The sequence below is a fragment of the Phenylobacterium sp. genome, from assembly GCF_031412415.1.
Lineage (GTDB): Bacteria > Pseudomonadota > Alphaproteobacteria > Caulobacterales > Caulobacteraceae > Phenylobacterium.
In genome coordinates this window covers 20273-32293 of sequence record NZ_JANOCX010000312.1, presented here as the reverse complement: position 1 = coordinate 32293, position 12021 = coordinate 20273, and the positions used below count along the sequence as shown (strand labels likewise).

11 protein-coding genes are annotated in these 12021 nt (G+C 67.3%); 7 read left to right on the top strand and 4 right to left on the bottom strand.

The window, feature by feature from the left end; all coding sequences use genetic code 11:
• A partial coding sequence (locus RMO04_RS15155) for a serine hydrolase (RefSeq protein WP_309645605.1) occupies nucleotides 1-449 on the bottom strand: 449 nt, incomplete at its 3' end.
• 63 nt (nucleotides 450-512) lie between these two features.
• Between RMO04_RS15155 and hisI the strand changes: the two genes are divergently transcribed.
• Nucleotides 513-911: a phosphoribosyl-AMP cyclohydrolase gene (gene hisI / locus RMO04_RS15150; RefSeq protein ID WP_309645604.1), complete on the top strand. Its 399-nt coding sequence runs from the start codon at nucleotides 513-515 to the stop codon at nucleotides 909-911.
• Nucleotides 908-1537 (top strand): LysE family translocator, encoded by a 630-nt coding sequence (locus tag RMO04_RS15145; protein ID WP_309645603.1) that lies wholly within the window; start codon nucleotides 908-910, stop codon nucleotides 1535-1537. The genes hisI and RMO04_RS15145 overlap by 4 nt, the downstream gene beginning before the upstream one ends.
• On the opposite strand, the gene RMO04_RS15140 is transcribed toward RMO04_RS15145, so the two are convergent.
• A complete protein-coding gene (locus RMO04_RS15140) occupies nucleotides 1534-3201 on the bottom strand; it encodes an alkaline phosphatase D family protein (RefSeq protein WP_309645602.1) in 1668 nt (555 codons plus the stop codon). The genes RMO04_RS15145 and RMO04_RS15140 overlap by 4 nt on opposite strands.
• Nucleotides 3202-3268: 67 nt before the next feature.
• On the opposite strand from RMO04_RS15140, the gene RMO04_RS15135 reads away from it, so the two are divergent.
• The 5 genes from RMO04_RS15135 to RMO04_RS15115 all read left to right on the top strand — a co-directional run bounded on the left by RMO04_RS15135 (nucleotide 3269) and on the right by RMO04_RS15115 (nucleotide 9840).
• Entirely contained in the window at nucleotides 3269-3574 is a 306-nt protein-coding gene (locus tag RMO04_RS15135; RefSeq protein WP_309645601.1) for a ferritin family protein, read from the top strand.
• Between the two features lie 783 nt (nucleotides 3575-4357).
• On the top strand, nucleotides 4358-5212 hold the full coding sequence (locus tag RMO04_RS15130) for a helix-turn-helix transcriptional regulator (protein WP_309645600.1): 855 nt from the start codon (nucleotides 4358-4360) through the stop codon (nucleotides 5210-5212).
• Nucleotides 5212-6213 (top strand): RluA family pseudouridine synthase, encoded by a 1002-nt coding sequence (locus tag RMO04_RS15125; RefSeq protein WP_405041511.1) that lies wholly within the window; start codon nucleotides 5212-5214, stop codon nucleotides 6211-6213. The genes RMO04_RS15130 and RMO04_RS15125 overlap by 1 nt, the downstream gene beginning before the upstream one ends.
• 215 nt (nucleotides 6214-6428) lie before the next feature.
• Complete coding sequence (gene rpoH / locus RMO04_RS15120; protein ID WP_309645599.1) at nucleotides 6429-7319, top strand: RNA polymerase sigma factor RpoH; 891 nt, start codon at nucleotides 6429-6431, stop codon at nucleotides 7317-7319.
• Nucleotides 7320-7530: 211 nt separating this feature from the next.
• Nucleotides 7531-9840 carry a TonB-dependent receptor gene (locus tag RMO04_RS15115; RefSeq protein WP_309645598.1) on the top strand — a complete coding sequence of 770 codons (2310 nt, stop codon included), beginning with the start codon at nucleotides 7531-7533 and terminating at the stop codon, nucleotides 9838-9840.
• Here the strand turns inward: RMO04_RS15115 and RMO04_RS15110 are convergent.
• Together RMO04_RS15110 and RMO04_RS15105 are read right to left on the bottom strand one after the other, a co-directional pair.
• A complete protein-coding gene (locus RMO04_RS15110; RefSeq protein ID WP_309645597.1) occupies nucleotides 9837-10646 on the bottom strand; it encodes a response regulator in 810 nt (269 codons plus the stop codon). The genes RMO04_RS15115 and RMO04_RS15110 overlap by 4 nt on opposite strands.
• 65 nt (nucleotides 10647-10711) lie before the next feature.
• Nucleotides 10712-11998, bottom strand: coding sequence for an adenylosuccinate synthase (locus tag RMO04_RS15105; RefSeq protein WP_309645596.1), 1287 nt, complete (start codon nucleotides 11996-11998; stop codon nucleotides 10712-10714).
• Between the last annotated feature and the right edge of the window lie 23 nt (nucleotides 11999-12021).

The following is a 12021-nucleotide window of genomic DNA, read 5'->3' as shown; positions in this document are numbered from 1 at the left end:
GCCCAGCGGTCCAGGGTCGCCTCCAGGCTGAGCTTGCCCTCCTCGACCATCTGCAGGATCGCCGTGGCCGCATAGGCCTTGCCGACGCTGGCCCAGAAAAAGCGGCCGGGCAGGGGATCGCCCGGCGCTCCGGCCAGGGTCTGCGTCCAGATCGCGCCGTCGGAGGTGGCCAGGGCAGCGGTCAGCGCCTTCGTCCGCATCTTGCCGGCCGCCTGTTCCAAGGCTGCTTCCAGTCGGTCGCTGGTGATGGGCGCCAACCGCGAACTCCCGGCCTTGGCCGCGGCCTCCAGCTGCCAGGCGCCGAGCTGGGCGCGGAGCGGGGGTCCCCGATAGGCGACGCGGCCGACGCAGGCCTTGGGCCCCTTGGCTCGCTTCGGGGCGGTCGATGCCACGCTTGGAAGCGCCAGCGCGGCGGCGGCGGCGAGCAGGGTGCGGCGGCTGGCGGTCAAATCTTCCTCCGGCGCTCGAACGGTTCGCCTCCCCCTCGCCCTCAACCAGGGCTATAGCAAGGCATGAAGCAACCCACCTTCCCCACCGCCAGCACCAAGGACATCCTCGAAAAGGGAGACGTCCTCGCGCCCCGGTTCGACGCCGCCGGGCTGATCCCCGCCATCGCCGTCCACGCCGAGACCGGCGAGGTTCTGATGCTCGCCTACATGAACGCCCAGGCGTTGGAGCGAACCTTGGCCACCGGCGAGGTCCATTACTTCAGCCGTTCGCGGAACGAGCTCTGGCACAAGGGCGCCACCAGCGGCCAGATCCAGCTGGTGGAGGAGGTGCGCATCGACTGCGACCAGGACACCATCCTGCTCAAGGTCACGCCCGAGGGGGACGGCGGAACCTGCCACACCGGGGCGCGGAACTGCTTCTATCGGGTGGTCGAGAACGGCAAGCTGAAGGACCGTCCGTGAGCCTCGGCGAGGCCCTGATCGCGTTCACCCTGGCCGCTGGCCTGCTGACCCTGACTCCGGGCCTCGACACCGCGCTGGTCCTGCGCACCGCCGCGGTCGAGGGACCCAGGCGCGCGGCGCTGGCGGCCCTGGGCGTGGTGTTGGGCTGCCTGGCCTGGGGGGCGGCAGTCGCGCTCGGCGTCGGCGCCCTGCTGGCGGCCTCACAGACCGCCTTCACGATCCTGAAGTGGCTGGGGGCGGCCTATCTGCTCTGGCTTGGCGTCAACCTCATCCTCAAGCCCCGCGACCGCTTTGAGGCCGAAGCTGCGACCCTCGCCCCGCCCGCCACGGGTCTGACTTGGATGCGGCGCGGCCTGCTGACCAACCTGCTCAATCCGAAGGTCGGCGTGTTCTACGTATCGTTCCTCCCTCAGTTCACCCCCGAGGATGTGAGCGCCGGGCCGTTCATGTTTCTGCTGGCCGCCATCCATGGGGTCATGGGCCTGGCCTGGTTCGCCCTGCTGATCGCCGCGACTCAGCCGATCGCCGGCGCTCTGCGCAAGGCCGCGGTCGTGCGCTGGCTGGACAGGATCACGGGCGGCGTCTTCGTCGCCTTCGGGCTGCGGCTGGCGCTGGACCGGCGCTAGGTCTCGACCAGGGTCGAGACGCCGCCCGCCTCCGGCTTCGCGCGGAACGTCTTCAGCACACGGGTCTCGTAGGCCTTGGAAACGATGGTCGAGACCGCCATCATCTCAGCCTTGGCCTCATCCCGGGTGAGGGTCAGCAACACGAAACCCTTGGCGGCTTGTTCCGAGTAGATCACCTCCGGATTGGCCGAGGCGAACACCTCGCCCACCGAGAAGCTCTTGATAGCGTCCCCGCCGCCGGGGCTGGTGATCCCGGTGGTTCCGAACTCCACCGCCCGTCGCTGCCCATCCGCGTCGTGCAACTCATTGGCCCAGAAGGCGTGGCTGTCGCCGGCCAGGACGATTGTGTGGGCCTGGGCGTCCTTGACCAGGCCGTACAGCCGCTCGCGGGCCGCCGGATAGCCGTCCCACATGTCCAGGCCGTAGGGCAGGTCGAGACTGGCCAGACGTTCCAACCGCGCGATCCGGGTCCGGCCGTTGTCCGTCTCCTTGGCCAGCACTTCGGCGAACTTGGCCTCGCCGAGTTCCTTTTTCAGGCTGGGGGCCATCAGTCGGCCCATCACCACCTCGTTGCCGATGACCTGCCAGACGCGGCCGGCCTTGACGGAGTCCTTCAGTCCGGCCCCAAGCCAGGCTTCCTGGGCCGGGCTCATCATCCTGCGTGACGGGTCGGCGAGCTTGACCTTGAAGGCGGCGACCTCGGTGGGGCCGCCAGGCTCGGGCAGGTCGCTCTCATAGTTCAGTTGCTTGACGCGCGCGGTGATGCGGGTCTCCAGCATGAACAGGCTGGCCAGGTCGCCGAACTGGAAACTGCGGTGGATGGCCGCCCCGCCGTCGGCGGGTTCGCGAATGGGCATCCACTCATAGTAGACCTTCACCGCGCGCGCCTTGCGATCGACCCAGGCGCCTTCGGTCTCGGCGCTGTGGTTCTGCGCGCCGTCCATGAAACTGTCATTGGCGGTTTCGTGATCGTCCCAAACCACGATCCACGGCGCCCTGGCGTGCGCCGCCTGCAGGTGAGGATCGGACTTGTACTGGGCGTGCCGGCGGCGGTAGTCGGCCAGGCTCAGGATCTCATGCGCCGGGTCATGCGGCCGCTCGGCGGCCACCGCTGAGTTCATGCCGTAGGAGCGTTCGCCCCCGTACTCGTAGATGTAGTCGCCCAGGTGCAGGACGACGTCGACGCGCGGCAGTTTGGCGATGGCGTCGTAGGCGTTGAAATAGCCGTTCGGATAGAGCGAGCAGGAGGCGACGGCCAGGACCACGTCCTTGGTCGGCCCGCTGGGCAGGGTGCGGGTGCGGCCCATGGGCGATTTGACGCCGTTGGCTTCGAACTCGAACGTATAGGCGCGGCCGGCGTCGAGGCCCGTCGCGTCGACCTTGATGGTCCAGTCTCGCGCCGGACCTGTGAGGCCCTGGCCCGATTTCGCCCCGCCCGCGCGGCGGTCAATCGGGTTGAGCGTCCAGCGGTAGGCGATGTCGCCTGCGGCGGGGTCGGCCGGGGTCACGCGCGTCCAGAGAATCACTCGGTCGGCCAGCGGATCGCCGGAAGCCACCCCGTGATTGAAGGTCACCGCGCCGGAATAGGCGTCCCGCGCCACGACCGGCGTCGCGGCCGCTCCGAAACCCAGCAGGGCCAGCGCCCGACGTCTATCAATCCGCATCCCGATACTCCCCAGCGCGTTCCAGCTAAGCTCAATGCCGAACCTAGTCGAGGAGGATGACGCCCACATGTCCAGCGAAGGCCTACATGTCCCGCGCGAGAAGCTGTCGGGAAAGACACTCAACATGCACTACGCCATCGCCTCGCTGATCGAGGAGTTGGAGGCGGTGGACTGGTACCGCCAACGGGCCGACGACTGCGACGATCCCGAACTGAAGAAGATCCTGCTGCACAACGCCCGCGAGGAGATCGAGCACGCCTCGATGGCGCTGGAGTGGGTGCGGCGCAACGACGCCGAGTTCAACGAACAGCTGAAGGAATACCTGTTCACCGAGGGCTCGATCACCGGCCGCGAGGAAGAGGCGACCAGCTAGGAATATCCGGGGAGCCCGAGAGCCACCCCCATGGCCTGGGCTCCCCGGACCAGTCCCCGGCGAGCCGGAGCCTGACGAGGTGTCGGGGTCGGTCACGAGCCGCGCCCGTGCGAGCGGCGCACCGGCGCCGTCGATCCGCTCTAGCGCCGACACCCCCCAGGACATCGGCGTCTCGAATACCGCCCCGATCGATTTCGCACGCGGAGGACGACGACGACGTCCGCGGTGGCGCTAGGCGCCGCCGTCGCCTCCGGTGAAGATGATCCGTCGTGGGGTACCGGATCATCGCAGAACTGCTCTAGGCCCGTGGGCGTCACCCCGGTTTTCTGGCCGGGTCCGCAGTTCTGATTTCGGTTGGACCCGCGCCCGAGGACGCGGGAATGGCTTGCGCGGAAGGGGCGGAAACCGTAGCCGGCGCAGCGTGCGCCGGGGCGACGATGACGATGGTCAGGGCGCCGGCCAGGCAGGCTGCGGCGAAGGCCAGCGGAACGTACTTCATCGTCTGTTTCCTTCCGATCCCGGCGGTCTGCGCCGCCGTTCCGTTGAGACGATGTGTAGAAGGGTGCGACGACAGCGCGCAGATGCAGCGACGCGCGACGGCGTGCGCAACGGTTGCAGACTCCGGATTCAACCCCCGCACAATAAACGCGCAACCCGTTGCACGACGATGCGCAACGGTTGCATGTGAAGTTGCATTTCGGCGCAACTGTGGAATCATGGAACGTCATGCACGTCTCCACCCCCTTCTCAGAGAAACTGGACCTCGTCTTGAAGGCGCTTTCCATGAGCCGCGGCCGTCTCGCCGCGGACCTGGGCGTCGATAAGTCGCTGGTCGGTCGCTGGGCGTCAGGGGCCGTGACGCCGTCGGCCCACAACCTGGAGAACCTGACTCGGCTGGTGGCCACCAAGCGTGACGGTTTCACCATGCTGGACTGGGATCGCGATGTGGACGGTCTGGCCCGGGTGTTCGGACTGGAGCCCGCCAACGGAGCCGCCGCGCAGGCCAAATCCAACGGCCATCATATGGGCCTTCCGCTGCCGGGCCTCGACCTGGTGCGCATGGTCACCGAGCGGCGGGCGGCGACCTACGAGGGCTTCTGGCGCAGCACACGCCCGTCCATCGCCATGCCGGGAAAGATCTTCCACGACTACGGCATGATCCGCCGCGGGTCCGAGGGCCTGCTGGAGTTCAAGATGGGGGGCTCGGGCCTGCTGTTCGACGGCTGGATGCTTCCGGTCGAAGGCCAGCTCTTCGCTATCCTGTTCGATACCGTCGGCCAGACGCCGGTCTTCCTCATCTTCAATGGGGTGTCCCTGCACAAGGCCGTGCAGCTTGACGGCCTGATCCTCGCCGCGGCGCTGAACGCCGCGCGCACGCCCTCGGCCTATCCGGTGGTGCTGGAGCGCCTGGGCGACCTCAGCGGCGACCGCGAAGCCGACGACGCGGCCTATGGCGAACTGCTCGCCCGCGACACCGCCGCCACCGAAGAGACCTGCCCGCCGGCCATGCGCGACCACCTGATCCGCGATATCGGCCCGACCCCGGCCGCGGCGGGGGTCGGTGAAATGTTCCTGCTGTCGAGCTGGGCCAACAGCCTGTCCAAGGGCCTCAGTCTGGGCGGAAACCTGCAAGGGTGATCGCGCCGGATCCTGAAGATGACGACGCGGCCCTCGATGAGGCGTTCGCGCGGCTGGTGACGCTCGCCCCCGAGGCGGCGGGCGGTCGTTTGGACAAGACCCTGGCCGAGCAACTCCCAGACCTCTCCCGGGCCCGCATCCAGGCCCTGCTGGCCCAGGGCCAGATTAGCCGCGACGGCGTCACGCTCTCCGACGCCTCGGCCAAGGCCCAGGCCGGGGACTACCGCCTGCTGATCCCCCCGCCCCTGCCCGCCGATCCGCAGCCCGAGGCGATCCCGCTCGTGGTCCTGTTCGAGGACGCCCACCTGATCGTCGTGGAAAAGCCCGCCGGCATGGCCGCCCATCCGGCGCCCGGCAACGAGACCGGCACCCTGGTCAACGCCCTGCTGGCCCATTGCGGCGCCAGCCTGTCGGGCATCGGCGGGGTGGCGCGGCCGGGCATCGTTCACCGCATCGACAAGGAGACCTCCGGAATCCTGGTGGCCGCCAAGAGCGACGCCGCCCATCAGGGGCTCTCGGCCCTATTCGCCGCCCACGACATCGAGCGGGAGTATGTCGCCCTCGTGCGCGGCGCTCCGCAGCCGCCCAAGGGGACGATCGTCACGCGGATCGGCCGCTCCAGCAGCGACCGAAAGAAGATGGCGGTGCTGAAGTCCGGCGGCCGCGAGGCGATCACCCACTACGTCGTCGAGCGCGCCTTCGGTCCGGAAGCCAGGCCCTTGGCCGCGCGGGTGTCCTGTCGTTTGGAGACCGGGCGGACCCACCAGATCCGCGTCCATCTGGCGTCCAAGGGCGCCCCCTGCCTGGGCGACCCGACCTATGGCTCCGGACCGCCCGCGGCCCCCGTGCGCGAGGCGATGGCGCAAGCCGGCCTGAAGCGCCAGGCGCTCCATGCCGCCGTCCTGGGCTTCGTCCATCCGGTGACCGGCGAGAGCCTGCGGTTCGAGAGCCCGCCGCCTCCGGACATGGCCGTGCTGGAAGCGCTTCTCTCAGCCCTGTGAGAAAGCTTGCGGGCCGGTCGCCTTGATGGCGCCGCGTTCGGGGTCTAGAAATACCTGAGTTGAGCAGTCGGAATTTCAGGGCCGTAGGTTTCTCCCAGACCTTGGCCTTACGCCCGGAACCACCAATACCTATTTGTGGTTTGGAGGGGCGGATGGTCTCGCGCACGTGTGCGCCGAGCGACCCGGAAGTCCGCTAAGAATCGAGGGGATTTTCCATGGCCGCAGCCAATGTGCTTGCCGTGATGTCGCCGGAAGGCGGCCTCAGTCGGTATCTGACTGAAATTCGTAAGTTTCCCATGCTGGCCAAGGACGAGGAGTTCATGCTCGCCAAGGCCTGGAAAGAGCATGAGGATTCCGACGCCGCCCATCGGCTCGTCACCAGCCACCTGCGCTTGGTGGCCAAGATCGCCATGGGCTATCGCGGCTACGGCCTGCCCATCGGGGAAGTGATCTCCGAAGGCAATGTGGGCCTGATGCAGGCGGTGAAGAAGTTCGAGCCCGACAAGGGCTTCCGCCTGGCCACCTACGCCATGTGGTGGATTCGCGCCTCAATCCAGGAATACATCCTGCGGTCCTGGAGCCTGGTGAAGATGGGCACGACGGCGGCGCAGAAGAAGCTGTTCTTCAACCTGCGCAAGGCCAAGAGCCAGATCAGCGCCTTCCAGGAAGGCGACCTGCATCCTGACCAAGTGAGCCAGATCGCCACCAAGCTGGGCGTGCTGGACTCCGAGGTGATCTCGATGAACCGCCGGCTGTCGGGCCCCGACGCCTCGCTGAACGCGCCCCTGCGCGTGGACGGCGAAAGCGAGTGGCAAGACTGGCTGGAGGACGAGACCGCCGTCAGCCAGGAGACCTATGTCGCCGAGAACCAGGAGCGGACCATCCGCATGAGCCTGCTCGAGGACGCCATGACCGAGCTCACTGACCGCGAACGTCATATCCTGACCGAGCGCCGACTGAAGGACAGCCCGACCACCCTGGAAGACCTGGCCTCGCAATACGGCGTCAGCCGCGAGCGGGTCCGCCAGATCGAGGTCCGAGCCTTCGAGAAACTGCAGAAGTCGATGAAGGCCGCCGCCGAGGCCAAGAATCTCGTCGACGCCTAGACGGTCGGCCTATGGAATTGAAGCCGTCGCGGGTCCCCCGCGGCGGCTTCGTCGTATGCGGGCGTTGACGCCAAGGTAAGCTGTGCAAGGGATTGGCGCCGCCTGACCAATCCGTAACCGTTAGAAGACGTCGGTGGTCGCGGCGCCATTTCTGCCTGTCACAACTGTGTTGCGCCGCAGCATCCTCAACCTAACAAGGATGGGGATAGTCATGAAAACTCTGAATGCGCCGCACGTCGGCCTGCGCGCCTTGCTGCTCGCCGGCGCCTTGGCCGCGCCGGCCTCCGCCGCCTTGGCGCAGCAGGTCGACGAACTGGTGGTCACCGGCCGCCGGGTCTCCGAGGCCGCTGTCGCCATCGGCACCGACGAGACCACCGCCACGGTGTCGATCACGCGCGAGGCCCTGCTCTCGGCCCCGGCCGGCATCACCGGCCTCAAGATGCTGGAGAGCCTGCCGGGCTTCAACGTCCAGGCCAACGATGCGCTCGGCATGTACGAGTTCGGCAACTCGGTGACCGTGCGGGCCTTCTCCTTCACCCAGATCGGCTTCCTGCTGGACGACATCCCCATGGGGCGTTCCGACCAGTTCGGCGGCTCGCCGATCTATCGCTACGTGGACAACGAGAACCTGCTGCGAGTCCAGGCCTCGTCGGGCGCGGGCGACGTCAGCCTGCCCAGCTACGCATCGCTGGGCACCATCGTCGACTACTTCACCACGCCGCCGAAAGAGAACGCCGGCGCGCGGGCCAGCTTCACCATGGGGTCCGACAGCCTGTTCCGGAATTTCCTGCGGCTCGACACCGGGGTTCACAAGGGCTGGTCGGCCTATATCGCGCGCTCGGACATTCAGTCAGACCTGTGGCGCGGGGCCGGGACCATCGACCGCGAGCACATCGAGGGCAAGATCCGCTACCAGTTCGAGGGCGGCGCCGATCTCACCTTCCAAGCGATCTACAATGACTATTTCGACTTCGACTCGCCGGCGATCACCAAGGCGCAGTATCTCGGCCTGGCGGGCGACGCGTTCGGACGCAAGGGCCGCTACTTCCCGTATCTCAACTACGTCCCGGTCCTGACCCCGGCCGCTGCGGGGGTCACCTACTCCAACGCCCTCTACAACCAGTATTACAAGCAGGCGATCAACTCGCGGACCGACTACCTCTACGCGCTCACCGCCAAGTCGCCGATCGGCGAGAACATCGATGTTTCGGTTACAGGCTACTACGAGGACAAGCAGGGCTACGGCGTCTCGCCCGAGGCCTACGCCACCTCGCTGACCGCCTACAACGCCCAGCGGCTGATCATTCCTGGCCTGTTCGCGCCCAAGGGCCTTCAGTACGGCCTCTCCACCGTCGACGGCGATCGCAAGGGGATCAGCGGGCGGCTGGAATGGCGAGTCGCCAACCACACCGTCCAGGTCGGCGGCTGGTACGAGGACGACTATTACCACCGCACTCAGAACCGATTTAACCATGCCGGCGGCAACCCTGACGGCGAGCCGCTGCTGACCGAATACGTCCACCGCCAGCGGGACTTCGTTTCCACCCGCAAGACCACCCAACTCTTCGTCAAGGACGTCATCAGCCTGCTGGACGACCGGCTCAAGCTGGACCTTGGCTTCAAGGCGCTGAACATCGACTACGAGATCACCGGCGCGCGAAATCCGGGCGACTACATCGCCGTGCGGCGTCCGACCATCAAGGCCAAGTGGGAGGACAACTTCCTGCCGCAGGTGGGCGCGGTCTACGACATCACCGGCCGCGACCAGATCTTCGGCTCCTACGCCGAGAACATGGCCCTGCCCCGCGGCGCCGACGACGTCTTCTCCGCCGCCAGTCCGCTGGTCCCGGCGCCTGAAGCCGAGACCGCCAAGAACTGGGAGCTGGGCGTCCGCACCAACCGCCCGACGTTCAACGCCTCGTTCGTGCTGTACAAGACCAGCTTCTTCAACCGCCTGCAGTCTTTCTCGTCGGTGGTGCCCGGATCGACCACCACCGAGACCTTCTTCCAGAACGTCGGCGAGGTGGCCGCTCACGGCGCGGAGTTCTCGGGCCAATGGAAGCCCGACCTGTTCGCCGGCAAGGTCTATTTCAACGGAAACCTGTCCTACAACCGGGCGGAATTCAAAGACAACTACGCCACCGTGGCCGGCGGCGTGACCACCATCGTGCCGATCGCCGGCAAGTCGGTCCCCGACTTCCCCGATCTCGTGTTCCAGGGCGGCGTGACCTTCGAACCCACCGATTGGGCGCTGTTCAACCTGTCGGCCCGCCACATCTCCCAGCGCGACACCAACTTCATCAACTCGGAGACCACCAAGGGCTACACCGTCTGGAACGCCTACATGGATATCGGCGAACTGGGCGAGGGGCCGCTGAGCCGTCTCAAGTTTCGGCTCAACATCGATAACATCCTCGATGAGGACTATCTGGGCACGATCAACACCACGACCACCACGCTGGCCAGCTTCCGCCCCGGTCCGCCGCGGACGGTGCAGCTGACCCTGTCGGCGGAGTTCTAGGCCGCGGCCTCGGCATCTTCCTTGGGCAGCAGGGCCAGCAGGGGTTCGGCCTCGCGGGCGATCTCGGCCTGGTCCATGACGCCGCGTTCGCTGACGATGGCGAGGTAGCGCTGGAAGTCGGTGGCCATGGCCGCCAGCTTCAGGTCCTTCAAGCTATTGGCCGCGCGGTGCAGCTCGACCATCTGGGCCAGCATGGCGCGCATGGCCTGGCGAGGATCGGATGCGACAGCGGGCACCGCGGCCTTCAGGATTTTCAGCGCCTGGGTGACCCGCGCTTCGTCGGTGGTGGAGGTGGCGTCGGAACGGCGTTTCAGCGGGCCGGTATAGTCGCCGGAGTTGAAACGCCGCCTATCGGGGCCGATGTACTGCACCGCCTCGACCCAGTCGCGCGGCCGCAGGGTGACCGCTTCGAGGCGTCGCAGCAGATCCTTGGCCGTATAGGGTTTACGCAGAAACTCGTGAACGCCGGCGTCGCGGGCGGCCATGATCGCCGAGGGCGTCGCCGTGGCGGTGATCATGATCACCGGCGCCATTCGGCAGCCAGCCTCGGACTTGCGAAGCTGGCGCGTGAAGTCGACCCCGTCGACGTCCAGACCCGACAACTCCACGAAGATCATCTGCGGATTGACCTGACGCGCGGCCTCCAGGCCCTTGCGCGTCGACGTCGCGTTCCAGAGCTGCACCGGGGCGATGCCGCGCATCAGTTCGGCGAGCAGCCGCGCGCTGGCTGGCGCCGGATCGACGATCAGCACCTTCTGCATCAGCGGCGCCATCCGCTGGATCAGCTTGAAATCGTCGTTGAACACGAGGCGGCGGCTCCAGGACTCCAGGCGAAGTCTTGACCCAACGTCCTTAAGATCGCCTTGACGCCTCAGTCCTGGAACGGATCTCGGACCATGATCGTGTCGTCCCGCTGCGGGCTTGTCGAGACCATGGCCGCCGGCGCACCGATCAGTTCCTCGACCCGGCGGACATACTTGACGGCGTTGGCGGGCAGATCCTTCCAGGACCTCGCGCCGGCCGTGCTCTCGCTCCAGCCGTCCATCTCCTCATAGATCGGAACGAGGGCGGACTGGGCTTTCAGGCCCGCCGGCAGGTAGTCGAAGGTCTTGTCGCCCAGCTTGTAGCCCACGCAGATCTTCAGCTTGGGCAGGCCGTCCAGGATGTCGAGCTTGGTCAGCGCGATGCCGTCGATGCCGTTCAGCGCCACCGACTGGCGCACCAGCACCGCGTCGAACCAGCCGCAGCGGCGCGGGCGTCCGGTGACCACGCCGAACTCCTTGCCCACCGTGCCCAGGTGCTCGCCGATCTCGTCGAACAGCTCGGTGGGGAACGGGCCCTCGCCGACGCGGGTGGTGTAGGCCTTGACGATTCCCAGCACGAAGCCCGGGCCCTTGGGCCCCAGGCCCGATCCCGCCGCGGCCTGGCCGGCCACGGTGTTGGACGACGTCACGTAGGGATAGGTGCCGTGGTCGACGTCCAGCAGGGCGCCCTGCGCGCCCTCGAACAGCACGCGCTTGCCCGATTTCACCACCTGATCCAGCAGGCGCCAGGCCGGTTGGGCGAAGGGCAGGACCTTAGGCCCGATCTCCTCCAGCGCCGCCAGCAGTTCTGCGCCGTCGTACTCCGGCAGGCCCAGACCCCGGCGCAGCGGCGTGTGGTGGGCAAGCAGGCGGTCGATCTTGGCTTCCAGGGCGTCGCGGTCGGCCAGGTCGCCCACGCGAATGGCGCGGCGGCCGACTTTGTCCTCATAGGCCGGGCCGATGCCCCGGCCCGTGGTGCCGATCTTGTTGACCGCCGCGGCCTCGCGCGCCTGGTCCAGGTCCCGGTGCAGCGGCAGGATCAGGGCGGCGTTGTCGGCCAAGACCAGCAGGTCCGGGGTGATCTTGACCCCCTGCGAGCCCAGCTTGGCGATCTCTTCCAGCAGGTGCCAGGGATCGACCACGACGCCGTTGCCGATCACCGAGAGCTTGCCCTGGACCACGCCTGACGGCAGCAGTGAGAGCTTGTAGACCTGATTGCCCACCACCAGGGTGTGGCCGGCATTGTGCCCCCCCTGGAACCGCACCACCACGTCGGCGCGGTTGCTGAGCCAGTCGACGAGCTTGCCCTTGCCCTCGTCGCCCCACTGGGCGCCGATCACGGTCACATTGGCCATGCAGATACGATCTCCCGGCCTGC

Coding starts and splice junctions, on each gene's coding strand:
- hisI (WP_309645604.1), top strand. CDS start 513: ATGAAGCAACCCACCTTCCCCACCGCCAGCACCAAGGACATCCTCGAA.
- RMO04_RS15140 (WP_309645602.1), bottom strand. CDS start 3,201: ATGCGGATTGATAGACGTCGGGCGCTGGCCCTGCTGGGTTTCGGAGCG.
- RMO04_RS15135 (WP_309645601.1), top strand. CDS start 3,269: ATGTCCAGCGAAGGCCTACATGTCCCGCGCGAGAAGCTGTCGGGAAAG.
- RMO04_RS15130 (WP_309645600.1), top strand. CDS start 4,358: ATGAGCCGCGGCCGTCTCGCCGCGGACCTGGGCGTCGATAAGTCGCTG.
- rpoH (WP_309645599.1), top strand. CDS start 6,429: ATGGCCGCAGCCAATGTGCTTGCCGTGATGTCGCCGGAAGGCGGCCTC.
- RMO04_RS15115 (WP_309645598.1), top strand. CDS start 7,531: ATGAAAACTCTGAATGCGCCGCACGTCGGCCTGCGCGCCTTGCTGCTC.
- RMO04_RS15105 (WP_309645596.1), bottom strand. CDS start 11,998: ATGGCCAATGTGACCGTGATCGGCGCCCAGTGGGGCGACGAGGGCAAG.